This window comes from Streptomyces sp. JJ36 (assembly GCF_021696945.1).
Lineage (GTDB): Bacteria > Actinomycetota > Actinomycetes > Streptomycetales > Streptomycetaceae > Streptomyces.
On record NZ_JACYHE010000003.1, the window covers coordinates 86,871 to 112,610 of the forward strand.

General features: G+C 75.0%; 18 protein-coding genes. 8 read left to right on the forward strand and 10 right to left on the reverse strand.

All coding sequences use genetic code 11. The features are described 5' to 3' along the window. Positions 1 to 76 precede the first annotated feature (76 nt). Both pulA and HOY81_RS02140 read left to right on the forward strand, forming a co-directional pair. On the forward strand, positions 77 to 5,443 hold the full coding sequence (gene pulA / locus HOY81_RS02135; RefSeq protein WP_237317406.1) for a pullulanase-type alpha-1,6-glucosidase: 5,367 nt from the start codon (positions 77 to 79) through the stop codon (positions 5,441 to 5,443). Positions 5,444 to 5,697: 254 nt separating this feature from the next. Further along, the gene (locus HOY81_RS02140; RefSeq protein ID WP_237317408.1) at positions 5,698 to 6,294 is read left to right on the forward strand and encodes a hypothetical protein; all 597 of its coding nucleotides are present in this window, start codon (positions 5,698 to 5,700) and stop codon (positions 6,292 to 6,294) included. A gap of 19 nt (positions 6,295 to 6,313) precedes the next feature. Here the strand turns inward: HOY81_RS02140 and HOY81_RS02145 are convergent, their stop codons facing one another. The 4 genes from HOY81_RS02145 to HOY81_RS02160 all read right to left on the reverse strand — a co-directional run bounded on the left by HOY81_RS02145 (position 6,314) and on the right by HOY81_RS02160 (position 10,397). Then, positions 6,314 to 7,459: an alkaline phosphatase PhoX gene (locus HOY81_RS02145; RefSeq protein WP_237317410.1), complete on the reverse strand. Its 1,146-nt coding sequence runs from the start codon at positions 7,457 to 7,459 to the stop codon at positions 6,314 to 6,316. Between the two features lie 104 nt (positions 7,460 to 7,563). Continuing rightward, complete coding sequence (locus HOY81_RS02150) at positions 7,564 to 8,328, reverse strand: TetR/AcrR family transcriptional regulator (RefSeq protein ID WP_237317543.1); 765 nt, start codon at positions 8,326 to 8,328, stop codon at positions 7,564 to 7,566. A gap of 105 nt (positions 8,329 to 8,433) precedes the next feature. Further along, positions 8,434 to 9,084 (reverse strand): response regulator transcription factor, encoded by a 651-nt coding sequence (locus tag HOY81_RS02155; RefSeq protein ID WP_237317545.1) that lies wholly within the window; start codon positions 9,082 to 9,084, stop codon positions 8,434 to 8,436. 5 nt (positions 9,085 to 9,089) lie between these two features. Next, positions 9,090 to 10,397 (reverse strand): histidine kinase, encoded by a 1,308-nt coding sequence (locus HOY81_RS02160; RefSeq protein ID WP_237317412.1) that lies wholly within the window; start codon positions 10,395 to 10,397, stop codon positions 9,090 to 9,092. Positions 10,398 to 10,867: 470 nt separating this feature from the next. Here HOY81_RS02160 and HOY81_RS02165 point away from each other — a divergent pair, with 470 nt between their 5' ends. Then, positions 10,868 to 11,758, forward strand: coding sequence for a Gfo/Idh/MocA family protein (locus tag HOY81_RS02165; protein ID WP_237317548.1), 891 nt, complete (start codon positions 10,868 to 10,870; stop codon positions 11,756 to 11,758). 42 nt (positions 11,759 to 11,800) lie between these two features. Here the strand turns inward: HOY81_RS02165 and HOY81_RS02170 are convergent, their stop codons facing one another. Then, entirely contained in the window at positions 11,801 to 12,793 is a 993-nt protein-coding gene (locus HOY81_RS02170; protein WP_237317414.1) for a sigma-70 family RNA polymerase sigma factor, read from the reverse strand. Between the two features lie 176 nt (positions 12,794 to 12,969). On the opposite strand from HOY81_RS02170, the gene HOY81_RS02175 reads away from it, so the two are divergent. Continuing rightward, positions 12,970 to 13,413, forward strand: a complete 444-nt coding sequence (locus tag HOY81_RS02175; protein WP_237317416.1) for a DoxX family protein — start codon at positions 12,970 to 12,972, stop codon at positions 13,411 to 13,413. Positions 13,414 to 13,717: 304 nt separating this feature from the next. On the opposite strand, the gene HOY81_RS02180 is transcribed toward HOY81_RS02175, so the two are convergent. The 5 genes from HOY81_RS02180 to HOY81_RS02200 form a co-directional block, all read right to left on the reverse strand. Then, the gene (locus HOY81_RS02180) at positions 13,718 to 15,073 is read right to left on the reverse strand and encodes an endo-1,4-beta-xylanase (protein WP_237317418.1); all 1,356 of its coding nucleotides are present in this window, start codon (positions 15,071 to 15,073) and stop codon (positions 13,718 to 13,720) included. 218 nt (positions 15,074 to 15,291) lie between these two features. Further along, positions 15,292 to 16,071: a cupin domain-containing protein gene (locus tag HOY81_RS02185; protein WP_237317420.1), complete on the reverse strand. Its 780-nt coding sequence runs from the start codon at positions 16,069 to 16,071 to the stop codon at positions 15,292 to 15,294. Further along, positions 16,065 to 16,970, reverse strand: coding sequence for a PmoA family protein (locus HOY81_RS02190; RefSeq protein WP_237317550.1), 906 nt, complete (start codon positions 16,968 to 16,970; stop codon positions 16,065 to 16,067). Before HOY81_RS02190 ends, HOY81_RS02185 begins: the two co-directional genes overlap by 7 nt. Positions 16,971 to 16,999: 29 nt before the next feature. Continuing rightward, positions 17,000 to 18,271 (reverse strand): Gfo/Idh/MocA family protein, encoded by a 1,272-nt coding sequence (locus HOY81_RS02195; RefSeq protein ID WP_237317422.1) that lies wholly within the window; start codon positions 18,269 to 18,271, stop codon positions 17,000 to 17,002. Between the two features lie 171 nt (positions 18,272 to 18,442). After that, positions 18,443 to 19,516, reverse strand: a complete 1,074-nt coding sequence (locus HOY81_RS02200) for a LacI family DNA-binding transcriptional regulator (protein WP_237317424.1) — start codon at positions 19,514 to 19,516, stop codon at positions 18,443 to 18,445. 173 nt (positions 19,517 to 19,689) lie between these two features. Between HOY81_RS02200 and HOY81_RS02205 the strand changes: the two genes are divergently transcribed. From HOY81_RS02205 to HOY81_RS02220, 4 genes are read left to right on the forward strand one after another with little or no spacing between them, the layout of a single operon-like run. Continuing rightward, a complete protein-coding gene (locus HOY81_RS02205) occupies positions 19,690 to 21,006 on the forward strand; it encodes an extracellular solute-binding protein (RefSeq protein ID WP_237317427.1) in 1,317 nt (438 codons plus the stop codon). Next, positions 21,003 to 21,899, forward strand: coding sequence for a carbohydrate ABC transporter permease (locus tag HOY81_RS02210; protein ID WP_237317428.1), 897 nt, complete (start codon positions 21,003 to 21,005; stop codon positions 21,897 to 21,899). The genes HOY81_RS02205 and HOY81_RS02210 overlap by 4 nt, the downstream gene beginning before the upstream one ends. A 9-nt stretch (positions 21,900 to 21,908) precedes the next feature. Further along, a complete protein-coding gene (locus tag HOY81_RS02215; RefSeq protein ID WP_237317431.1) occupies positions 21,909 to 22,877 on the forward strand; it encodes a carbohydrate ABC transporter permease in 969 nt (322 codons plus the stop codon). A gap of 50 nt (positions 22,878 to 22,927) precedes the next feature. Beyond that, a complete protein-coding gene (locus HOY81_RS02220; RefSeq protein WP_237317433.1) occupies positions 22,928 to 25,561 on the forward strand; it encodes a glycoside hydrolase family 3 N-terminal domain-containing protein in 2,634 nt (877 codons plus the stop codon). Positions 25,562 to 25,740 lie beyond the last annotated feature (179 nt).

Sequence of the window (25,740 nt, forward strand, 5' to 3'; positions counted from 1 at the left end):
CCGGCACGTCCGACCCCGCCGCCGGGCGGCCCGTACCACCCGTCACCCCGCACCGCACGCCCGAAGGAGAACCACCGTGCCCGGTCCCTCCGCGCGCAGAGGGGCGGCCGCCGGCATCGCGGCCGCCGTGCTCGCGACGCTCGTCACCGCCGCGCCACCCGCGGCCGCCGGCAAGGCACCGCCCCCGCCGTCCGACCGCAGGCTCGCCGCCGAGGCCGGCCGCCACGACCTCACCCGCGAGCAGTTCTACTTCGTGCTCCCGGACCGCTTCGCCAACGGGGACCCCGGAAACGACCGCGGCGGCCTCACCGGCGGACGGCTGGAGACCGGCCTCGACCCGGAGGACAAGGGCTTCTACCAGGGTGGCGACCTGAAGGGGATCACCGAGCGGCTCGACTACATCAAGGAGCTGGGCACCACCGCGATCTGGATGGCCCCGATCTTCAAGAACAAGCCGGTGCAGGGCGAGGGGGAGAACGCCTCCGCCGGCTACCACGGCTACTGGATCACCGACTTCACCCAGGTGGACCCGCACTTCGGCACCAACGCCGAGCTGCGCACCCTGATCGACAAGGCCCACGACAAGGGCATGAAGGTCTTCTTCGACGTCATCACCAACCACACCGCGGACGTGGTGGGGTACGAGCCGGACTCCCAGGAGTACCTGTCCAAGGGCGCCTTCCCCTACCTGACGAAGGACGGCGAGCCCTTCGACGACACCGACTACGCGAGCGGGAAGCGGTTCCCCGCCGTGGACCGGGACTCCTTCCCCCGCACCCCCGTGGTCGCTCCCGGTGAGCGCGACGTCAAGGTGCCGTCCTGGCTGAACGACCCCACGATGTACCACAACCGCGGCGACTCCACCTTCGCCGGCGAGTCCAGCCGGTACGGCGACTTCGTGGGCCTGGACGACCTGTGGACGGAACGCCCCGAGGTCGTCCGGGGCATGCAGCGGATCTACCAGCGATGGGTCCGCGACTTCGGCATCGACGGCTTCCGGATCGACACGGTCAAGCACGTCAACATGGAGTTCTGGACGCGCTGGGCCACCGCCCTCGACCGCTACGCCGCCCGGAAGGGCCGGGACGACTTCTTCATGTTCGGCGAGGTCTACTCCTCGGACGTGACGACGACCGCCCCGTACGTCACCCGGGGCGGACTGGACGCCACCCTGGACTTCCCGTTCCAGGAGGCGGCCCGCTCCTTCGCCTCCCGCGGCGGCTCCGCCCGCGAAGTCGCGGAGGTCTTCGCGCAGGACTACCGCTACACCACCGGCCGGGCCAACGCCTACGAGCAGGTCACCTTCCTCGGCAACCACGACATGGGCCGCATCGGCACCTTCGTACGCCGGGACAACCCCGACGCGGACGACGCCGAGCTGCTGCGGCGCGACACCCTCGCCCACGAGCTGATGTTCCTCACCCGCGGCAACCCGGTGGTCTACTACGGCGACGAACAGGGCTTCACCGGCGCCGGCGGCGACAAGGACGCCCGCCAGACCCTCTTCGCCTCGCAGACGCCCGACTACCTGGACGACGACCAGCTCGGCACCGACCGTACGCACGCGCAGGACGCCTACGACACCGGGCACCCGCTGTACCGGTCCATCGCCCGGCTGTCCGAGCTCACCCAGGAGCACCCGGCGCTCCGCGACGGCGTGCAGGCCGAGCGGTACGCGGCCGCCGGCGCCGGCGTCTACGCCGCCTCCCGCTTCCCCGCGGACCCGGACGCCCCCGCCCACGAGTACCTCGTCGCGGTCAACAACGCCGAGGAGAAGCGGACCGTCACCCTGCACACCGACTCGCCGGAGACCACGTTCCGGCAGCTCTACGGCGGCGACGCCGCCCCGCGCAGCGACACCTCCGGCACGGTCGGGGTGACCGTGCCCGCGCTCTCCGCCGTGGTGCTGCGCGCCGCCGCACCGGTGCCCGCGGCGGACGGCGGCCCGTCCGTCTCCCTCACCGCACCGGCACCGGGCGCGACCGGCACCGTCGAGCTGACCGCCGACGTCGACGGCGGGCCGCTCACCCGGGTGGTCTTCGCCGCGCAGACCGGCGACGGCAGGTGGCGCACCCTCGGCACCGCCGACCACGCGCCCTACCGCGTCACCCAGCACCTCGGCGAGGACGTCGCCGCCGGCACGCCGCTGCGCTACAAGGCCGTCGCCGTCGACCGCGCGGGCCGCACCGGCTCCGCCACCGCACGCAGCCTCGCCGGGCAGCCCCCCGCCGAACAGCCGCCGTCCGCCGTCGACCGCGACTGGGCCGTGATCCACTACCAGCGGCCCGGCGAGGACTACGACGGCTGGCAGGTCACCGCGGGGGAGCGCACCGCGCCCTTCACCGGACGCGACGCCTACGGCGCCTTCGCCTGGGTGCCCGTCGAGGACGGCGAGACCCGCCTCGACTTCCGCGTGGCCCGGGACGGCACCACCGACGGGCCCGGGCGCACCGTGGACCTGACCGCCACCGGAGAAGTCTGGATCGAACAGGGCAGCGAGGAGACCCTGCCGCAGGCGCCCGATGGGGCCTACCCGCCACAGGAGCAGGGGACGGCGGTGCTGCACTACCACCGGCCCGACGGCGACTACGACGGCTGGGGCCTGCACACCTGGACCGGCGCCGCCGAGCCCACCGACTGGGCCGAGCCTCTGGAGCCTGTCCGCGAGGACCCGTTCGGCGTAACCTTCGAGGTCCCGCTGGCCGACGGCGCCACCTCGCTGAGCTACATCCTGCACAAGGGCGACCAGAAGGACCAGCCCGCCGACCAGTCGCTGGACTTCGCCACCCACGGCCGGGAGGCGTGGAAGCTCTCCGGCCGTGACGGCTACCTGCTGCCCACCACCGGCGGCGCCACCGAGCTGGACCTGACCAAGGCCACCGCCCAGTGGATCGACCGGGACACCGTCGCCTGGGACGTCCGGGCCACCGGCGGCACCAGCGAGCAGCTCGTATACGACCCCGAGGGCCGCATCGAGCTGGAGGACGGCGCGCTCTCGGACGAGGGCCGCTGGCTGCGGCTGCGGCCCGTGCCCGGCGGGCTCACCGAGGAGCAGCGGAAGGCGTACCCGCATCTGAAGGACCACGCCGCCTTCACCGTCGACCCGCGCGACCGGGACCGGGTGCGCCCGGCCCTCCGCGGCCAGCTCCTCGCCACCCAGCGGACCACGGACGGCGCCCTGCTCCGGGCCACCGGCGTGCAGATCCCCGGCGTGCTGGACGACCTCTACGGCGACCGCGCCCGCGACGCCGCACTCGGGCCGGTCTTCGACCGCAAGGGCCGGCCCACCCTCGCGGTGTGGGCCCCGACCGCCCGCACGGTCACGCTGGAGCTCGGCGGCCGTACCGTCCGCATGCACCGCGACGACACCACCGGCGTCTGGCGGGCGCGCGGGAACCGGAGCTGGCGCGGGAAGCCGTACCGGTACGCGGTGACCGTCTGGGCCCCCTCGGTGCAGAAGACGGTCACCAACAAGGTCACCGACCCCTACGCCACCGCGCTGACCGCCGACTCCCGGCGCAGCCTGATCACCGACCTGTCCGACCCCCGGCTGAAGCCGAAGGGCTGGGACCGGCTGCGGAAGCCGGAGGCCACGCCGCTCGACGAGGCGCAGATCCAGGAGCTGCACGTGCGCGACTTCTCGGTCGCGGACGACACCAACGCGCACCCCGGCACCTACCGGGCCTTCACCGACCGCGACTCGGACGGCATGCGGCACCTGCGCAAGCTGGCCCGGGCCGGCACCTCCCACGTGCACCTGCTGCCCACCTACGACATCGCGACCATCCCGGAGCGCCGGAAGGACCGGGCGGAGCCGGAGTGCGACCTGGCGGCCATGCCCGCCGACTCCGCCGGGCAGCAGCGGTGCGTCGGCGCGGTGCGCGACGAGGACGCCTACAACTGGGGTTACGACCCGCTGCACTACACCGTCCCCGAGGGCTCCTACGCCACCGACCCGGACGGCCCGCGGCGCACCCGCGAGTACCGGGAGATGGTGCGCAGCCTCAACCGGTCGGGGCTGCGGGTGGTGCAGGACGTCGTCTACAACCACACCCACGCCGCCGGGCAGGACGGCACGTCCGTGCTCGACCGCATCGTGCCCGGCTACTACCAGCGGCTGCTCGCCGACGGCACGCCGGCCACCTCCACCTGCTGCGCCAACACCGCCCCCGAACACACCATGATGGGCAAGCTGGTGGTGGACTCGGTCGTCACCTGGGCGAAGCAGTACAAGATCGACGGCTTCCGCTTCGACCTGATGGGCCACCACCCGAAGGCGAACATCCTGGCGGTGCGGAAGGCCCTGGACGCGCTCACCCCGGAGAAGGACGGGGTGGACGGGAAGAAGATCATCCTCTACGGCGAGGGCTGGAACTTCGGCGAGGTCGCGGACGACGCCCGCTTCGTCCAGGCCACCCAGCGGAACATGGCGGGCACCGGCATCGCCACCTTCTCCGACCGGGCCCGGGACGCGGTGCGCGGCGGCGGCCCGTTCGACGCCGACCCCGGCGTCCAGGGCTTCGCCTCCGGCCTGTGGACCGAGCCGAACGGCTCGGACGCCAACGGCACCCGGGAGGAGCAGCGGGCCCGGCTGCTGCACTACCAGGACCTGATCAAGGTCGGCCTCACCGGTAACCTCGCCGGCTACACCTTCACCGACTCCCGCGGCCGGACGGTCCGGGGGTCCGAGGTGGACTACAACGGCTCGCCCGCCGGTTACGCCGAGGCGCCCGGCGACGCGCTCGCCTACGTGGACGCGCACGACAACGAGTCCCTCTACGACGCGCTCGCCTACAAGCTGCCGCCCGGCACCACGGCGGCCGACCGCGCGCGGATGCAGGTCCTCGCCATGGCGACGGCCGCCCTCTCCCAGGGCCCGGCGCTGAGCCAGGCCGGCACCGACCTGCTGCGTTCCAAGTCGCTGGACCGCAACTCCTACGACTCCGGCGACTGGTTCAACGCCATCCACTGGGACTGCCGGGACGGCAACGGCTTCGGCCGCGGCCTCCCGCCCGCCTGGGACAACGAGGACAAGTGGCCGTACGCCCGGCCGCTGCTGACCCGTGCGGAACTCACCCCGGGCTGCGCGGAGATCCGCGGCGCCTCGGCGGCCTACCGCGACCTGCTGCGCATCCGCGCCACGGAGGAGGCGTTCTCCCTGGACAGCACCGCCGAGGTGCAGCGGCGGGTGTCCTTCCCGCTCTCCGGGAAGGGGGAGACGCCCGGGGTGCTCACCATGCGCGCCGGCGACCTGGTGGTGGTCTTCAACGCCACCCCGGGCAGCCGGGACCAGCGGGTGCCCGGCCTCGCCGGGCAGAGCCACTCCCTGCACCCGGTGCAGAAGGCGGGTTCCGACCCCACGGTCACCGCCGCCTCCTTCGAGGAGTCCACCGGGACCTTCACCGTCCCCGCACGGACGGTGGCGGTGTTCCGGGCGCACTGAACCGGCGGCCGCGGGGCGGCGGCACGCGGCAGGACCGTACGCGTGCCGCCGCCGGCGCGTTACCTCCGCTCCGGATAGTTGTCGGATACGGACAACAACGGCCCGGGCCTCCCGGGCCGTTCGTACGTTCGTCCCCGTGCCGGCGCGTCAGTCCCCGCGCCGGCACGTCCGACGGAGATCCGCAGAGATCCGCGGGAGATCCGCGGGAGGCCGGTACGGCCCCCGCGGGCCTCCGCCTGAGAGGGGAGAGCGCCATGACCCAGATCCGCATCCGCCTGTGCGCGTCCGCGGCTGGCCTGGCCGCGGCCGGGCTGTTCGCGACGGGATGCGCGGGCGGCGACGACGGCGGGGGAGCGGACCCGGCGGGCGCCGCCCCGGCGGCCGCCGGGTCCGCCGCGGCCCCCGCCCCGGCCGGCAAGCTGATCGACGCCACGTCGCCGGACGGCCATCCGCTGCGCGAGGTGCCGCGGGAGACCGCCCCGGCCGTACGGCTGGAGGTGACCCCCGACTCCGAGTCCGGCTGGAACGTCCAGGTGAAGACCGAGCGCTACCGGTGGGCCCCCGGCAAGGCCGGCCAGCAGGCGGCGGGCGGGGAGGGGCACGCGCACCTGTACCTGGACGGCGAGCGGATCGCCCGGCTGTACGGGGAGTGGTTCCACGTGCCCGCGGACGCCGTGCCGGACGGCCCGCACGAGCTGTCCGCGATCCTCACCGCATCCGACCACAGCGCCTGGGCGGCGGACGGGCGGCCCATCGAGGACGCGGTGCGGGTGACGGGCCGCGCCGCGGACGCCGGCGGCGGTGAGCACAGCGGGCAGGACGGCGGCCACGCCGGGCACGGCGGTGCCTAGCGCCTGTCCGCCCGGACCGTCAGCGGCGGAACGGGCCGGACACCTCGTAGGTCATGCCGTCCAGGCCGGCGGGGTCGCCGAGCGCGCCGCGCTGCGAGGAGAAGTACAGCCGCGAGCCGTCGGGCGAGAACGCCGGGCCGGTGATCTCGGACTTCTCATGGCCGTCCACCCGGATCACCGGGGCGACCACGCCGTCCGGCGTGATGATGTCGATCTCCATGTTGCCGCCGTCCTCCGCGACATAGAGGTCGCCGCCGGCCGTGCCGGTGACGTTGTCCACGCCGTCCAGGGTGCCGCCGCCGTCGTAGGTGAGCCCGAGCGTGCCGCGCTCCGCGTCGTACGCCCACACCCGCCCGTCGCCCTTGGTGGTGAACCAGCAGACGCCGGCGTGGTAGTGGCAGCCCTCGCCGCCGTCGAAGTGCCGGGCGGAGTCCACCTGGTGGCGGGTCTGGTCGCCGAACAGCGGTGCCGACGGGTCCGGCACCTCCCGCCAGGTCACGCCGCCGCCGGCGGTGTCGCAGAGCACGTCGAGCCGGCCGCGGGAGAGGTCGCCCCAGGTGTCCGGCGTGAAGCGGTAGAAGCAGCCGTCCTCCTCGTCCTCGGTCAGGTACACCACCTCGCGGTCCGGGTCGCAGGCCGCGGCCTCGTGCTGGAAGCGGCCCATGGCGCGGTGTGCGACGGCGTCCCTGCGGCCGTACGGGTCCGTCTCGTAGACCTTGCCGCGCCACGTCTCCTCGCAGGACAGCCAGGTGTGCCACGGGGTGGCCCCGCCGGCGCAGTTGAGGGTGGTGCCGCTGAGGGTGCGGTAGGCGCGGTCGAGCGAGCCGTCGGCCCGGAAGCGCAGCGCCGAGACACCGCCGATCAGCGGGAGTTCGGAGTTGGAGACGTAGATCCAGCCGTCGCCGTCCGGGAAGCAGGCCCCGCCGTCCGGGGCGCCGTGCCAGAGGATCCCGCCGACCGGGCGGCCGGAGCGGGCGACCACCCGGCTGCGGAAGCCCGCCGGGAGCGCCACGCCGTGGGCGTCCGGCGGGCCGAGCGGTCCGTACGGGCCGCTGTCCGCGAGGACGGAGGCGGGGCCGGCCGCGGTGGCGGCTCCCTGCCACAGGCTGCCGGAGAGGGCGACGGCTCCGGCGGAGGCGGCGCGGAGGAACGTACGACGCTGCATAAGTTACTCCCTGGTCTCGTCGCTGCCGTGCCACAGTGGCGCACGGGCGGCGCGAGCAGAAGGGAGTGCGCGGGAAGACGCGGTGAACGGCTGGTTCCCGCCGGTCAGGACGGGGCCCGGGCGTCCGCGGGGGTCTCCTCCGCGGCGGCGCCGGTCTCCGCGGCGCCGGGGGCGTGCGTGGTCGCCGCGCCGTCCAGGGCGTCCCGCGGCAGCAGCCCGGCCACCGCCGCGGCCAGCTCGCGCAGCGGGCCGTCCGCGGGCTCCTGGGCGAGGACGCGGCGCACCACGGCGGCCGTCTCCGCGTCCTGCACCGCCGTCACCGCCGCCAGCGTCGCGAAGTTGTGCACGAGCTGCTGCTCCAGCTCCGCACGCGGGATACGGCGGCCGTCCAGCCAGGTCAGCGCGGTGGTCTCGGCCAGCCCCACCCAGGAGTGGACCACCAGGGCCAGCCGCGGGCCGGGCCGGGCGATGCCCAGATGGGTCAGCACCTGTTCGTACGCGGCCTGCCGGACCTCGTCGATCACGGCGTTGGCCTGCGGCGAGCCGACCGCGGTGCCACCGCGCAGCAGCGCGGAGAAGCCCGGCCCGTGCTCGTCGACGAAGTCGAAGTACCGCCGCATGACCCGCAGCAGACGACGGCTCAGCGGCCCCTCGGGCGCCTCCACGAAGCGTGCCGACAGCTCGTCCGCGGCCCGGCGCACCGCCGCCTCGTACAGGCTGTGCTTGCCCGGGAAGTAGTGGTAGACCAGCGGCCGGGAGATGCCCGCCGCATGCGCGATGTCGTCGATCGAGACATGCTCCGGCGAACGGCGGCTGAACAGCTCCAGCGCTACGGAGATGAGCTGCTGCCGGCGCTCCTCGACGCCCATTCTGCGGCGCGTGCGGGGAGTCGGAGTAGTCGTCATACCGTCACCCTAACGGCCGCGGGCACGCTCCCGTTCCCGTGCGGCGACGGGGCGTCAGGTGATGTGGCGTCAGGCACGGTCAAGATGGGCCAGCACCGCCAGGACCCGGCGGTTGTCGTCCTCGGAGGGCGGCAGCCGCAGCTTGGCGAAGATCTGCGCGGTGTGTTTCGCCACCGACCGCTCGGTGATGACGAGCTGCCCGGCGATGGCCGCGTTGGAGCGCCCCTGCGCCATCAGCTCCAGCACCTCCCGCTCCCGCGGGGTGAGCCGGGCGGCCGGGTCGTCCTCCCGCGGCCGGCGGGCCAGGAGCTGCTCCACGACCTGCGGGTCCATCGCCGTGCCGCCCCGTGCCACCCGCCGGACGGCGTCCACGAACCGCGCGGCGTCGAAGACCCGGTCCTTGAGCAGATAGCCGACGCCGCCGTCGCCGTCGGCCAGCAGCTCCCGTGCGTAGAGCCGCTCGACGTGCTGGGAGAGGATCAGCACCGGCAGGCCGGGATGTGCGCGCCGGGCCCGCAGCGCGCACTGCAGCCCCTCGTCACGGAACGACGGCGGCAGCCGCACGTCCACCACGGCCACGTCCGGCCGCAGTTCCTCCAGCGCACGGCTCAGCGCGGGACCGTCCTCGACCGCGGCCGCGATCCGCAGGCCGTGCGCCTCCAGCAGCCGCACCAGCCCGTCCCGCAGCAGGAACAGGTCCTCCGCCACCACGACCCGCACCGCGGTCAGCCTCCCGCGGGCGCGGCGACCGCGCACGGGATCTCGACCGTGACCAGGGTAGGCCCGCCGGGCGGACTGCTCACCGCCAGCACGCCGTCGAACGGGCCGAGCCGCCGCTGGAGCCCGCGCAGCCCGGTGCCGGCCGAGGGATCGACGCCGCCCCGGCCGTCGTCCGTGACGGCGATCCGCAACATCCCCGCCGCCGCGCTGTGGTGCACGTCCAGCCACACCCGGGCCGCTCCGGAGTGCTTGGCGGCGTTCGTGAGCACCTCGCCGAGGGCGAAGTAGGCCGCCGCCTCCACGGCGTCCCCGAGCCGGCCCGGGAGCTCGATGTCCGTCTCCACCGGCACCGCGGTGCGCAGCGCCAGCGCCTCCGCCGCGTCGGCCAGACCGCGCTCGGCGAGGACCGGCGGGCGGATGCCGCGCACCAGGCCGCGGAGCTCGGTCAGCGCCTCCGCGGAGGACGAACGGGCCTGCGCCACCAGCTCCCGGGCCCGCTCCGGGTCCTGCTCGATCAGCGCCTCGACGGTGCCCAGGCTCATGCCCATCGCGACCAGCCGTGCCTGGGCGCCGTCGTGCAGATCGCGCTCGATACGCCGGAGTTCGGCCGCCGAGGAGTCCACGGCGTCGTACCGGGTCTCCCGCAGCCGCTCCACCCGCTCGGCGAGCCGGGTGCCGCGGGTGGGCGCCAGCAGGGCCCGGCAGAGCAGGAAATGCGCCCGGAGAAGCGGTGGGGCCGCCACCGCGGCCAGCGCCAGCAGCAGCAGGCCCAGCGGTGCGCAGAGCGCGGCGCTGCCCGGGCCGGTGACCGGGACGAAGGCGTACCAGTACCGGTCGTCCGTCACCCGCCACAGCCCTGCCGCCAGCGCGCAGCCCTCCAGCCCGTAGGCGACCAGGGCGGGCGGCAGCAGGCCGGTGAGGAAGCCCGCCACCGCGTCCGTCGGGAGCCAGAGCAGATCCCGCCAGGTGGCCGGGTCCCGCAGCAGCGCGGTGGTCCGCTCGACCTGGCCGGGGAGGCCGCCGCGTGCCCGGGCGGGCAGCGGGCGGTACGGCGCGGGGATGTGCACGCCCGCCCAGTCGTGGGCCAGCAGCCGGCGCTGGTTGGCGTGCATCCGCACGGCCGCCTGCACCACCGGGGTGGCGAGGAACCCGAGACCGAGGAGGAGGAAGGCGAGGGAGAGCACGGAGAGGACGAAGAGCGCGAGCGAGACCCCGAGCGTGAGGAGGCACAACGCGAGCCCCCGGACCACCGCGACCAGTCCCGCGCGGGCCCGCCGCCGCACCGGTCCTCCGCCGGCCGTCGTGCCTGCCATCGTCTGCTCCCTTCACCGTCCGCGGGGCGCCGCGTCCACGTGGTCGTCCGTGGCGGTCCGCGGGAACTCCGGAGCGCCCGGCCGTTCCGGAGCCCCTGCCCGCAGGGAGAGCCCCCGCCCCGGTCAGTCTGCCGACGCGGAGACCGTCCGGGCACGGGTGGCAGCACCCGTACCGCGGGTGGAGCCACCACCACCGGTACGGTCCGGTGGTGCGCTGCGCCCCGTGTCCGGGCTCCTCCCGCGAAGCCGTCGTCGCGGTCGCGGTGAGGAGAAACCGGGAGGTGACGGCCGGACGGCGGTGAGCGGATCCGGCCCGGCGCGCCCTCCCCGCGGCGCCGCGCCCGAGGCCTGCCCGGGGACTGCCGGGCCGGCGGCCGCCCGGCCGGGGGCGGCGGTCCGCGGCCTAGGGTGGGGGCATGCCGCACACCGACGCCACGGACGCCACCGACGCCGCCCCGCATTCCGCTCCGCTGAAGTTCGGCCTGCTGGGCACCGGTCCCTGGGCCCGCATGACCCACGGCCCGGCCCTGCGTGCCCACCCCGGGGCCGAGCTCGCCGGGGTCTGGGGCCGGCGCCCCGAGGCCGCGGCCGACCTCGCACGGACCCTCGGGACCCGGCCGTACGAGGACGCCGACGCGCTGCTCGCCGACTGCGACGCCGTCGCCGTCGCGCTGCCCCCGGACGTGCAGGCCCCGCTGGCGGTGCGCGCGGCCGAGGCCGGGTGCCATCTGCTGCTGGACAAGCCCGTCGCCACCACGCCGGAGGCGGCGGCACGCGTCGCGGACGCCGCGGCGGCGTCCGGCGTCTCCTCCGTGGTCTTCTTCACCCTGCACTTCAGCACCGCCACGCGGGACTGGATGGCGGAGCAGCAGCAGTCCGGCGACTGGCTGCTGGGCCGGGCGGACTGGCTCTCCCCGGTCTTCGCCGACGCCGACTCGCCCTACGCGGCCTCCCCATGGCGCCGGGAGAAGGGCGCGCTGTGGGACGTGGGGCCGCACGCGCTCTCCGTCCTGCTGCCGGTGCTCGGCGAGGTGACCGGGGTGCGGGCCACGGCCGGACCCGGGGACACCGTGCAGCTCGCCCTCCGCCACGCCGGGGGAGCCGCCGCCACCGTGACGGTCAGCCACACCGTGCCGAAGGCCGCGGCGGGTGTGGTGGCCGAAGTCCGCGGACCCGCCGGCGTGCACGTCCTGCCACAGCGCGACGAGGACCCTGCCGACGCCTTCGGGCAGGCCGTCGACGCGCTGCTGGAGGCCGTGCGCACCGGCACCCCGCACTCCTGCGACGCCCGCTTCGGGGCGCGGGTCACCGAGGTGCTCGCCCGTGCCGCGGCCCAGCTCGACGGGGAACGCCCGGGGTGACCCGACGGTCCGGCGGGCACCGGGAGCCGGCCCGCGCGGCGGTCAGCTCCCGGCGCCCTCGGCCGGCAGCGACTCCGGCAGGCCGCAGACCTTGAACAGCCCGTGGTCGAAGAAGGCGACCACATGCGAGACCTTCGGGCCGTCCAGGGTCAGCACCATGATGTTGAACGGCCAGAAGCGCCCGTCCTCGCCCACCCAGTACATCCCGAAGGCCGGCTGCCCGTTGAGGGCCGCCGGAACCAGCCGCAGCTCGTCGGGGCCGGCCGGGCACTGGGTGTCGATGAGCCGGCCGATGTCCACCGGGCCCTGGTACCACCCCGTGAACGGCGGCATCTCCCAGACCGCGTCCTCGGTGAAGAGCGTGACGATCGCGTCCATGTCCTTGCGCTCGAAGGCACTGACATAGCGCTCCAGCAACGCGCGCTGCTCCGCCTCCGCGGGCTCCACGACGCCGCCCTCCTCCGGCCCCACCTTCTCGAGCTGGGCGCGGGCACGCTGCAACGCGCTGTTCACCGAGGCCGTGCTGGTGCCGAACAGCTCCGCGACCTCGGCGGCCTTCCAGCGGAGCACGTCCCGCAGCAGCAGCACCGCCCGCTGGCGCGGCGGCAGGTGCTGCAACGCGGCCACGAAGGCCAGCCGGATGCTCTCCCGGGACGTCACCACCTCGGCCGGGTCCGCGCCGTCCGCCCCGGCGAGCGCGTCCGGGACCGGCTCCAGCCAGGGGACCTCCTGCCGCTCCGTGAGATCGTCCGCCGGGTCGGCGCTGGGAGCGCCCAGACCGGTGGGCAGCGGCCGCCGCCCGCGGCTCTCCAGGGCGTCCAGGCAGGTGTTGGTCGCGATGCGGTGCAGCCAGGTCCGCATGGAGGACCGGCCCTCGAACCGCTCGTAGGCCTTCCAGGCGCGCAGATAGGTCTCCTGCACCAGGTCCTCCGCCTCGTGCACCGAGCCCAGCATGCGATAGCAGTGCGCCAGCAGCTCCCGGCGGAAGGGGTCGGCCAGCCGGGGGAAGTCCTCCACGGGCTGCTTCTCTGCCATGGTCGTGCCCTCTCGTCGCCCGAGCGGATGCGGTCGTGCTCATCCTGGCACCGGGGACTGACAACGGGCCCCGCCGTAGCCACGTCCGGCTTCCGTGCCGGGCTCCGATGAGTTTCCGCGGCCGCTCCCGTCCGTACTCCCGACACCACTGGCAGCCACCGAGAGAGGCCGGGACCATGACCACGCAGACCCTCGCCGTCACCGCAGGTTCCTCTTCCACCCTGGGCTCCGCGCCCCGCACCCGCAAGGGGAGGGGCGCGCTGTGGGCCCTCCAGCTCGTCACCGCGGTGCTCTACCTCAACGGCGGGGTGCTCAAGCTCGCCGGCGCCTTCGGGGCCCCGGAGGCCTTCGACGCGATGGGGCTCGGGACCCCCGGCATGTACCTGGTGGGCACGGCGGAGCTGGCCGGCGGCATCGGGCTGCTGATCCCGCGCCTGGCGGGGCTCGCGGCGCTGGCGTTCGTGCCGATGATGGCCGGGGCCGTGGTGATCGAGGCGGCGACCCACGGCGCCGGGATGATCGTCGCGCCGCTGGGCGCGCTGGCCGCGGTGTCCGTGCTCGCCTGGTACCGCCGCGGCGGGACCGCGGAGCTGCTGCGGCGGGTGCGGCGGGTGCGGTAGGTCCCCGGCGGTCCGGCGGGTCCGCCCGGTCCGGCGGGTGCACGGCCGGAGCTGACCGCCGGGCGGGCGCCGCGCGGCGGCGGGCGGTCCGGGCGGGCACGCGGGTGCCCGCCCGGACCCGGCGCCCGGTGACCGACCGAAGGCGGGCGCCGGAGGTGGGCAGAGCCGGGCGCCGGCCCGCCTCACCGGGCGCGGTGCTCGGTGCACCGTCACGGTGGGGGAGCCGGCTCACCGTCACCGTGTCCGGTGCTCAGCTCACGGTCACCGTGTCCGGTGCTCAGCTCACGGTCACCGTGTCCGGTGCTCAGCTCACCGTCACCGTGTCCGGTGACGGGTTGCTGCCGCTCCACTCCGCGTTGAAGCCGAAGGAGACCGAGCCGCCGTCCGGCACCGTGCCGTTCCAGCCGGCGTTCGTGCAGGTCACCCGGGCGCCGCTCTGGGTGCAGCCGGCGTTCCAGGCCTGGGACAGCCGCTGTCCCGCGGGGAAGTCCCAGCTCACCGTCCAGCCGTTCAGCGAGCCGCCGGAGCAGGTGATCGCCACGTTGCCGGTGAAGCCGGTGTTCCACTGGCTGGCCACGGTGTAGTCGGCGGTGCAGCCGTCACCGTCGCCGTTCCCCGGGGGGTCGTCGTCATCGTCGCCGGTCCCGCCGAGCGCCTGCGCCACCGCGTCGTACGCGGGCTTGGGGTTGTAGCCGGAGTCGTACATCGTGGCCGCGCCCTGGCCCTCGAAGACGTCGGGCACCCAGGAGTCGGCGTCCGAGATGCCCCAGCCGGTGACGCCCACGCAGCGGCTCACGGCGAGGCACGCCTCGACCACGGTGCGGTAGTCCCGCGCCTGCTGGGCCAGCTTGCCGGCGTCGGCCGGCAGGTTCATCCGGATGTCCAGCTCGGTGATGGCCACGTCCACCCCGAGGTCGGCGAAGCGCTGGATGTTCTGCTGGAGCGAGGAGGGCACCTGGCCGGTGATGAGGTGCGCCTGGAGCCCGACGCCGTCGATCGGCACGCCCTGGGCCTTGAGGTCCCGCACCAGGTTGTACATGGCGGTGCTCTTCGCGTTCACCCCCTCCACGTTGTAGTCGTTGATGTAGAGGTCGGCGCTCGGGTCGGCCTGCCGGGCGCGCCGGAAGGCGTCGGCGATGTAGCTCTCGCCGAGCGTCCGGTACCAGAAGGAGTCCCGGAAGCCGCCGCTCTCGTTGAACGCCTCGTTCACCACGTCCCAGTGGGCGATCCGGCCCTGGTAGCGCCCCATGGTGGTGTCGATGTGGTCGTACATCAGCCCGCGCAGCTCAGCGGCGGGGAAGCCGCCGTTCTCCAGCCAGCCCGGGGCCTGGCTGTGCCAGACCAGGGTGTGGCCGCGCACCTGCTGCCCGTTGGCCGCGGCGAACTCCATGATCCGGTCCGCGCCGGACCAGTCGTAGTTCCCCCGGGAGGGCTCCAGCACGCCCCACTTCATGGCGTTCTCGGCGGTGACCCAGTTGAACTCCTGGCCGGCGATCTGCCGGTAGCGGGCGTTGCCGTCCAGCTTCCCGGCGGCCAGCGCGTTGCCGATGTAGACGCCCTTGGCTTCGGCGAGGTCGCGCAGCGGGGCGTCGGCGGCCTGGGCGGGGGCGGCCCCCGCCAGTGCGGCGAGGCCGGTGGCCGCGGCGGTGGCCAGCGTCACCGCGGTGCGGTGCAGGCGCCGGCCCGCCCGTCGGACGCCCAGTGTTCCGCGGGGTCCTCGGGGTCCGCGTGGTCCGCGCACGCTCCCGGTGCGGCCGGAGACGGCCGCCGGCCGGTTGCTCCGTGGTGGTCTCATGTCCATCCTTCCTTCTCGGACCCTCTCGGATCGGTCGCGGGAGCGTTCCGTGTCTGAGCGCGCCCCGGGGCCGCGGCGGCGGTTCAGCCGCCGGTGGCGCCGCCGGGGGTGAGGTCGTAGGTGTCCAGCCGGCCGCACATCCCCCAGCGCGGGGTCCCGGGAGGCTCCCGTACGGCGACCGCGGCCGTCCGCAGGTGGCCGGTGTCGCCCGCGCGCAGCGCGGCGAGTTGCGCGGCCGTGCGGTCGGCGGCCTGCCGGGCCCCCGCCCGCCAGACCTCCTCCCACTCGGTCAGCCGGCCGGCGCGCAGCGCCAGGGCCTGCCGGTGGAACTCCTCCAGCGCGGCCGCGCCGTGTCCGCCGCCCCCGTCGGTGCCACCGCCGTCGGCACCGGCTGCCACGCCGTCGCCGGTCCGCCCGGCCAGTGCGCGGAACCCCGCCACCGCCAGGTCGCGGCGCCGGCGGGCCTCCCGGGCGTCGCCGGCGCGGGCCGCCGCGGCGTACGCCTCCGGGTCCGCGAGCACCCCGGACGGGAAGGTGAACACCGCGTCACCCGCCTCCGGCAGGCCGCTGTTCTGCATCACCACCACGGCCCGCAGCCCGCCGTCGTTGACCGCCCGGTGCACCGTGCCGGGGCCGAACCAGACCACGGTGCCCGGGCGCAGGGGGGTCTCGGCGGTGCCGGCGGCGGTCAGGGTCTGCAGCCGGCCGGCGCCCGCCACCACCACGTAGGCCTCGGTGCAGACCAGATGGACGTGCGGGGAGCCGCCGCAGAGCCCGTCCGCCGCCGGCCAGTCGTACACCGACAGGCCCGAGACGCCGGTGCCGCCGGGGAAGGCGGGCGGTTCCGGCGCCGGGGTCACCACGGGTGCTCCGCGAGGTGGGCGGTGATCCGCCCGGCGTCCCAGGCGCCGTCGGCGATCACCATGCGGTAGCGCAGGCGCAGCGTCCCGCCGGCCGGCAACTGCCGTGGCGTGAAGAAGGCCAGCGAGGGGTTCACCACCGGATACGGCTCGCTGCGCACGAACCAGTGCGGCGGGTGCCCGGGGTTCTCCGGCGCGGCGGCGAAGACCAGGGTGGCCGCGCCGTCCTCCTCGTCGAACTCCCCGGTGAACGCCAGCCAGTCGCCGGTACGCCCCATCGCGGTGTCCTCCCGGCTGCCGTCGGAGAGCAGCACCCGGCCGCCGGTGAAGGAGCGCGGGCCGCGCCAGAAGAAGCCGCAGTAGCCGGCGAGTTCCCGGCCGAAGACGGTGGGGCTGCCGAACTCCAGGGCCGCGCCCCGCACGTTGTGCAGGGCGGTGCGGAACTCCAGGGTCCAGCTTCCCCGGGCGGGCTCCACGTCCCGTACGGCCAGCGTGCGCTCCTCGGTGAGCCAGTGTTCGCCCCCGGAGGTGCGCCAGTGCACCTCCTCGGTCAGGGCGGGGCGGTCGCCGGGGGAGAGGGAGGCGAAGCCGGCGTGGTCCAGCCGCCCGACGTTCGGCAGGTCGCGGTAGCCGTGGCCCGGGGCGCCGGGGACATAGGTGCCGCCGCCCCAGAAGTTCTGCCCGGACAGGTGGGAGGCGGTCATGGCCAGGCCCTTGTGCCAGCGGTGGTCGTGCGGCCGGTTGCCGGTGACCACGCCTCCGGAGAGAGTCCGCAGCGGATGTGCGTACGGACAGGGGCACTCGGCGGCGGGCAGGGCCGGCCGGTAGCGGTAGCGCAGCAGTTCGGTGCCGGCCGCGGTGAAGCGCACCACCGGCTCGGCGGCATCCGGGTCGTGCTCCACGGTCACGGGCGTGGGCGCCTCGCGGGCGCTCACCGGGACGCTCCCGGACGCCCGGCGGCGGGCGCGGCCGGTCCCGCCGGTGCGGCGTCCGTGTCCCGGCCCTCCGGAGCCGCCGGTTCCGCCGCGGTGCCCGGCGGCGGTCCGGGGGCGCGGTCCGCAGGCGCCCACTCGGGGGTGTCACCGTGCAGGTGGTGGTAGAAGGGGTCGTGCGGCCCGAGTTCCTCGCGGCGCACCGGCTGCCCGGTGAACGCCGACCGGTAGAGCGCCGTGATCAGCTCCAGCACCGCGCGTCCCGCGGGTCCGCTGGCGGGCGGCCGCACGCCGCGCTCCAGCGCGTCGAGGAGGTGGGGGAGCTGGGCCGCGTGCGAGCTGCGGATCTCCGCGGCGGGCTCGGCGGTGCGCCACAGCCGGGCGAGGCGCGCGGCGTCCGTGGCGCCGGGCGCGGGGGTGATCTGCCAGTCGTCGTCGCCGTATCCGTAGAGGTGGGTCAGCTCGACGGTCGCCTCGGTGAGGTCGAAGCGGAGCCGGCTCTCCTCCCGGGGCGAGAGCACGCTGTTGAGCACCGTGGCCACCGTGCCCCCGGCGAAGCGCACCAGGGCCGCGGAGACGTCCTCGGTCTGCACGGCGCGGTCCAGCCGGCCCGCCATGGCGCGTACCTCGGTCCACCTCCCGAGGACGGAGAGCAGCAGGTCCATCTGGTGGATGCCGTGGCCCAGGGTCGGGCCGCCGCCCTCGGTGGCCCAGTCGCCCCGCCACGGCACCTCGTAGTAGTCGTGGCCGCGGAACCAGGCGGTGACGCACTGGGCGACCAGTGGTCTGCCGAGTGCGCCGGAGGCGACCAGCCCGGCCAGGCGCCGCGCGCCGGAGCCGAAGCGGTGCTGGTAGACGACGCTGGCGTACGGGCCGCCGGGCTGCTCCGAGCCCTCGATGCGGTCGTACTCGGCGAGGGACAGGACCGGCGGCTTCTCCACCCACACCCAGGCGCCGGCCCGCAGGCAGGCCACCGCGTCCGCGGCGTGCGCGGCCGGGGGCGTGCAGAGGTGCACCAGGTCGGGGCGTACGGCGTCGAGCATCTCCGGGACGGTGGCGAAACCGGCGGGTACGCCGTGCCGTCCGGTGAAGGCACGCAGGCGGGCGGGGTCGGTGTCGACGGCGGCCACCAGGTCCACGCGGTGCGCCTGGGAACGCAGCGCGGGCAGGTGCCCGGCCTCGGCGATGCCGCCGGTGCCGACCAGGGCGGCGCGCAGGCGTCTGCCGTGGGAGGCGGGGCGGCGCTGGTGGGGGAGCTGGGGATCGGGCATGGCGAACGCGGGACGTCCCGCGGGCCTCCCTCCGCACAAGGGGCGACAGGTCGGACGAAACTTTCGCCACGATGTCCGATCCCATTCGAGGCGTCAAGACCCCGCACCCGAACCGTCCTTCCCCGCGGCTCCCGGGAGGCCGCCGCCCCGCGACGCGGCCCCCGCGCCGGCTCAGCCGGCGGCCGGCGGGGCCGTGCTGGCGCGGACGACCATGCTGGTGGCCAGCTCGATACGGGGTACCGCCGGCCGCTCGCCGCGGCTCAGGTCCAGCACCATGCGGGCGGCCGCCTCCGCCATCTCGGTCAGCGGCTGCCGCACGGTGGTGAGCGGCGGCGCCACCCAGCGGGTCAGCGGAAGGTCGTCGAAGCCCACCACGCTCACGTCCTCCGGCACCCGCAGACCCAGCTCGCGCGCCGCCTCGTACAGGCCGAGGGCCTGCAGGTCGTTGCCGGTGAACACGGCGGTCGGCCGGTCCGGGAGCCGCAGCAGCTCGCGGCCCACGGTGTGCCCGGTCTCGTGGTGGAAGTCGCCCTCCCGGATCAGCTCCGGGTCCACCTCCACGCCGGCCGCCTCCAGGGCCGCGCGGTAGCCGTCGATGCGGGCCCGGCTGCACATCATCCGCGGCGGGCCGCCGAGGACGGCGATCCGCCGGTGGCCCAGTTCCAGCAGGTGCCGGGTGGCGGCGAGCCCGCCCTGCCAGTTGGTGGCGCCCACCGAGGGCACCTCGTCGCCCGGGTCGCCGGCCGGGTCCATCACCACGAACGGGATGTCCCGGCTGGCGAGCTGGGCGCGCTGGGCCGGCTCCAGGCCGGAGAGCACCAGGATCACCCCGTGTGGCCGGCGGGCCAGCACCCGGTCCAGCCAGGACTGCCCGGGCGTCAGCCGGCCGTCGCTCTCCGAGAGCACCACGCTCAGCCCGGAGTCCCGGGCGACGTTCTCCACGCCCCGGATGACCTCCATGGCCCAGGCGCTCTCCAGCTCGTGGAAGACCAGGTCGAGCAGGGGGGAACGGCTCGACTCGGCCCGCCGGCGGCGGTAGCCGTGGCGCAGCAGCAGCTCCTCGACCCGGGTGCGGGTGGCGGGGGCGACGTCGGCGCGGCCGTTGAGGACCTTCGAAACTGTCGGAGCCGAGACCCCGGCCGCCCGGGCGATCTCCGCCAGGGTGGCGGTGCCCGACCCGGTGCTCTCCGCGGTTTCCTCCTGCGGCTGCTCTGCGCGGCGCCGCTGCGCTTTGGCGGGACTCATGCGGCGATGGTAGCCCCGTCCGGCGCTCCGCCCGTAGCCGCCCGCCGGGTGCGCTCCGCGGGAGACCCGGGCCGAAAGAGTGCGGCAGCACCCTTGACGCCGGGCCCCGGCACTTCTACGTTGCTTCGAAAATTCGATGTGAGATTCGAAACATGCGACAGAAGGTGGCCGTCATGACACCCGGAGCTTTCACCGACAGCACACTCAGCCGGCGCTGGTTCCTCGCCGCCGGGGCTTCGGCGCTGGCCGCCCCCGCCCTCACCGCCTGCGGCTCGGGAGGCGTCGGGGGCTCCGGGGACGGGAAGCTGACCGCCTTCGTCTACGGCGACGACGCCGTGAAGGTGCAGCAGGGCGCGGTCCGCCGGTTCAACAAGTCCTCCGAGGTGCAGATCAAGCTGGAGGAGATCCCCGGCTCCGACTACAGCACCAAGCTGCGCACCGCCATGGGGTCGCCGAGCGGCCCGGACATCTTCTTCAACTGGGGCGGCGGCAGCATCCGGCCCTTCCAGGAGGCCGGGAAGCTCGTCGACCTCACCGACGTCGTGCAGTCCGAGCCGAGGCTGAAGAACGGCTTCCTGCCCGCCGTGCTCAAGGCCGGCGAGCTGGACGGCCGGAACTACGGCATCCCGATGCGCGGCATGCAGCCGGTGATCCTCTTCTACCACAAGCAGCTCTTCGACGAGCACGGCGTGACGCCCCCGGAGAACTGGAAGGACCTGGAGAAGGCGGTCGACACCTTCCGCGACGCCGGCATCACCCCCTTCGCCCTCGGCGGCTCCGACACCTGGACCGAGCTGATGTGGCTGGAGTACCTCGTCGACCGGATCGGCGGGGCCGAGGTCTTCGCCCGCATCCAGAACGGCGAGGACCCCGGCTGGGAGGACCCGGCGGTGCTCCGCGCCGCGCAGACCGTCAAGGACCTCATCGACGCCGGCGCCTTCGGGAAGAACTTCTCCTCCGTCAGCTACGTCCAGGGCGGCGCCCCGGCCCTCTTCGCCCAGGGCAAGGCCGCCATGCACCTGATGGGCTCCTGGGAGTACGCCACCCAGCTCGGCAAGCACCCGGAGTTCGCCGAGGACGGGCTCGGCTGGACCGTCTTCCCCTCCGTGACCGGCGGCAGCGGCGACATCCGCAACGTCGTCGGCAACCCCACCAACTACTGGTCCCTCAACACCAACGTGGCCGACAAGGACGCCGCGATCGCCTTCCTCACCCGGATGGCCTCCGAGACCTACGCCCAGGCGCTGATCGACAACGGCGACGTGCCGGCCACCACCGGCGCCGAGAAGCTGCTCGCCTCCTCACCCAGCCCCGAGTTCTCCACGTTCCAGTACGGGCTGGTCCAGGACGCGCCCGACTTCACCCTCTCCTGGGACCAGGCCCTCGGCGCCGACGTCGCCACCCCCATGCTCACCGAGATCAACAAGCTGTTCGTCGGCCAGTCCTCGCCGCGCCAGTTCGTCGACGGGCTGAAGGGCCTGCGGCGGTGACGGCCCGGCTCGACCGCAGGGTCGGCCGGCCGCACCCCGCCTGGGCGCTGCCGGGCATCCTCTTCTTCGGCCTGTTCGCCGTGGTGCCCATGGTGCTCGCCGGCTATCTCTCCTTCACCGACTGGAACGGGCTCACCGCGCCCCGGCTCACCGGCCTGGACAACTGGTCCCGGCTGCTCACCGACCCGCAGATGGGCAAGGCCGCCGGGCTCACCGCGTTGCTGCTGGTGGCGAGCTGGGGCTTCCAGACGCCGGTCGCGCTGCTGCTCGGCGTGTGGGCCGCGGGGCGCCAGAAGAACCGGGCGCTGCTGTCCGCCGTCTTCTTCGTGCCGCTGCTGCTCTCCAGCACCGCCGTCGCGCTGCTCTTCCACTCCGTGCTGGACCCCAACTTCGGCGTGGTCAAGCAGTTCGGGCCGTGGCTCGGGCTGGAGAACCAGAACATCCTCGGCTCCTCCACCGGGGCCTTCCTCGCCGTGGTCTTCGTCGGCGGCTGGCAGTTCATCCCCTTCCACACCCTGATCTACCAGGGCGGCGCCCGGCAGATCCCGCAGGTGCTCTACCAGGCGGCCGAGGTGGACGGCGCCGGGCGCGTGCGGCAGTTCTTCTCGATCACCCTGCCCCAGCTCCGCCACACCGTCACCACCTCCACCGTGCTGATGGTGGTCGGCACGCTCACCTACTTCGAGACCGTGCTGATCCTCACCAAGGGCGGGCCGGGCACCGACACCACCATCCTCCCCTACCTGATGTACCGCACCGGCTTCCAGAGCTACGACCTCGGCTACGCCAGCGCCATCGCCACCTTCCTGGTGCTCGCCGCCACCGGCCTGTCGCTGCTGCTCGTCCGCTTCACCGGCTTCGGTGCCATGCGCAGCACCCGCGAAGGGATGTGACCGACGGACATGTCCACCGGAACCACCCGGACCCCCGGACCGGCCGCCGCGCGACCGCGCAAGCACGCCGGCCCGCCGCCCGCCCGGGGCCGGTCCGGCCCGTCCGGCGCCGGACGGCCCCGCCGCCCGCTGCTGCCGCGTCGCGTCCGCCCGGTGCGCCGGGCCCGCCGGGCCAACGCGGTCGCCGGTGGGGCCTCGCTGCTCTGGCTCGTCGTCGTCCTGGTGCCGGTCTACACGATGCTCTCCGCCTCCCTGATGGAGCAGGACCAGGCGCTGACCGGCAACCCGCTCGCCCCGCCCGAGGACCCCACGCTCGGCAACTACCACACCGTGCTCACCAGCGGCTTCCCCCGGCTGATGGCCAACACCGCGCTGGTCGCCGCTGCGGTGGTGGGCCTGGTGCTGCTCTTCGCCGTCCCCATCGCCTACGTCGCCGTCCGTACCCGCGACCGCTGGTCCGGGCTGGCCTTCCGGCTCTTCCTGCTCGGTGTGGCGATCCCGGCCCAGGCCGTCGTGGTGCCGCTCTACCTGCTCATCGCCGAGATGGGGCTGTACGACACCCTGCCCGCGGTGATCCTGCCGACCGCCGCCTTCGCCATGCCGGTCGCGGTGATCGTGCTGACCGGCACCATGCGGGACATCTCCGAGGAGCTCTACGAGGCCATGGCGCTGGACGGCGCCTCCCCGCTGCGGATGCTGGTGCAGCTCACCATCCCGATGTCCCGGGCCGGGATCAGCACGGTGGCCATCTTCTCCGCGCTCCAGGCGTGGAACGGCTTCATCTTCCCGCTGATCCTCACCCAGTCCGAGGGCCCGCGGGTGCTCACCCTCGGACTCTTCACCTTCATGGGCCAGTTCGGCATCGACATCCCCGCGCTGCTCGCCGCGGTGGTGCTCTCCGGCATCCCCATCTTCGCCGTCTACCTGGTGGCCCGCCGGGCACTGATCAACGGGCTCATGGGAGCCGGCGGCCGGTGACACCGGGCCCGCCCGCGCCCCTTCGTACGACAGAGAGGACCCCTGCCCCCATGACCGTCCGCCCTGCACAGGAGACCCCGGCACAGGAGACTCCGGCACAGCAGAACCCCTCCCGGGAGACCCCCGGGGAGGGGCCGGCCGCCGGCTCCGGCGCCCCCTGGCGCGACCCGGCGCTGCCCGCCGAGGCACGGGTGGCGGATCTGCTCGCCCGGATGACCCTGGAGGAGAAGACCGCACAGCTCTACGGGATCTGGGCGGGCGCCGACGCCTCCGGGGACGGCGTCGCCCCGCACCAGCACGAGATGACGGAGGCCGTGGACTGGGACGCGCTGATCCCGCGCGGGCTCGGGCAGATCACCCGCTGCTTCGGCACCGCACCCGTCGACCCGGCGCTGGGCGCGCTCGCCCTCGCCCGCACCCAGCGGCGTATCGCGGACGCCGGGCGCTTCGGCATCCCCGCAGTCGCCCACGAGGAGTGCCTGGCAGGGTTCACCGCGCACGGCGCCACCGCCTACCCGGTGCCGCTCGCCTGGGGCGCGGCCTTCGACCCCGAGCTGGTCGCCGAGATGGGCGCCCGCATCGGCGCGGACCTGGCCGCCGTCGGCGTCCAGCAGGGCCTGGCGCCGGTCCTGGACGTCGTACGGGACCTGCGCTGGGGGCGCGTCGAGGAGACCATCGGCGAGGACCCGTACCTGGTGGGCACCATCGGCGCCGCCTATGTGCGCGGCCTGCAGAGCGCCGGCGTCGTCGCCACCCTCAAACACTTCGCCGGCTACGCCGGTTCGGCCGGCGCCCGCAACCTCTCGCCGGTGCGCGCGGGCGCGCGGGAGCTCGGCGACATCGTGCTGCCGCCCTTCGAGACGGCCCTGCGGGAGGCCGGGGCGCGCTCGGTGATGCACTCCTACGCCGAGGTGGACGGCGTCCCGGCCGCCGCCGACCGGGAGCTGCTCACCGGGCTGCTCCGCGAGACCTGGGGCTTCGACGGCACCGTCGTCGCCGACTACTTCGGCATCGGCTTCCTGGAGACGGTGCACCGGGTGGCTGCCGACCCGGCCGACGCCGGCCGGCTCGCACTGGCCGCGGGCGTCGACACCGAGCTGCCGACCGTCCGCTGCTACGGGGACGCGCTGGTCGGGGCCGTACGCGCCGGACAGGTGCCCGAGGAACTGGTGGACCGCGCGGCCGAGCGGGTGCTGCGGCAGAAATGCGAACTGGGGCTGCTCGACCCGGACTGGTCGCCGGTGCCTCCCGTCCTGTCCGCCCTGCTGCGGGAGCCGCGCGCGGCGGAGCCGGCGCCCGGGGAGCAGCACGCGGCAGACGGCGGCCGCGTGGACGGCGGCGTGGACGGCGACGTGCAGGGCGTCCCGGACGGCCGCACCGGCGGCCGCCCGGGCGGCGCCGTGGGTGCGAGCCTCGACAGCGAGGCCGGGGACGCCGAGCAGGCCGGGAACGCCGAGAGCACCGTCGCCGGCCGCCTCGACCTGGACCCGCCGCGGAATCGCGCCCTGGCCCGTGCCCTCGCCGAACGGTCCTGCGTGCTGCTCGCCAACCGGGACGGCGCGCTGCCGCTGCGGCCCGCCGGGGGATCCCGGATCGCCGTCGTCGGCCCCCGGGCCGACGACCCGCTCGCCATGCTCGGCTGCTACTCCTTTCCCGCCCACGTCGGCGTCGCCCACCCGGAGGTGCCGCTGGGCGTCCGGGTCCCGACCGTGCTGGACGCGCTGCGCACCGAGTTCGGCGCCTGCGAGGTGACCCACGCCCCCGGCTGCGACGTCAGCGAGCCGGACACCGCCGGCTTCGCCGCCGCGGCCGGGCTCGCCCGCGACGCGGACGTCTGCGTCGCCGTGCTCGGCGACCGCGCCGGTCTTTTCGGGCGCGGCACCTCCGGCGAGGGCTGCGACGCGCCGGACCTCGCCCTCCCCGGCGTGCAGGGAGAGCTCCTGGAGACGCTGCTGGACACCGGCACCCCGGTCGTCCTGGTGCTGCTCACCGGCCGCACCTACGCCCTGGGCCGCTGGGCGGACCGGCTGGCCGGCTCGCTGGTGGCCTTCTTCCCCGGCGAGGAGGGCGGCCCGGCGGTGGCCGGGGTGCTCTCCGGCCGGGTCAGCCCCTCCGGGCGTCTCCCGCTCGGCGTCCCGCGCGACCCCGGCGGTCAGCCCTGGACGTATCTCCAGCCGCCGCTCGGGCTGGCCGGCGGCAGCAGCAGCATCGACCCGACACCGCTGTACCCCTTCGGGCACGGGCTGTCCTACACGGCCTTCCGCTGGGAGGACTGCGCCGGCCCGCCGCCGGAGCTCCCCACCGACGGCGCCGCCGAGGTCGCGCTGACCGTGCGGAACACCGGCGACCGGGAGGGCGCCGAGGTGGTGCAGCTCTATCTGCACGACCCGGTCGCCCAGACCACCCGGCCGGACACCCGGCTGATCGGCTACGCCCGGGTGCCGCTGGCCCCCGGGGAGGCCCGCCGGGTCCGCTTCCGCTTCCACGCCGACCTGTCCTCCTTCACCGGTCTCGCCGGGCACCGCCTGGTCGAACCGGGCGAGCTGGAGCTGCGGTTCGCCGCCTCCAGCGCGGACGTGCGGCACCGGATGCGGGTACGGCTCACCGGACCGGAGCGCCGGGTCGGGCACGACCGCGCGCTGGTCTGCCCGGTGACGCTGGACGACCCGCGGCCGGCCGGCTGACCGTGCCGCCCGTCCGCCCGCATCAGCCCGGCCGGCGGGCGGGCACGACGGGCGGGCTCCCGGCAGCCGCACGCCCGTCCCCGCATGCCGGGGCGCGTACGCCGGGGCGCGTACGCCGGTCCCGCGCCGGCGTACCGCCTCCCTGGCCCTCACCGACGAGCCGCAGCAGAAGGAGACTC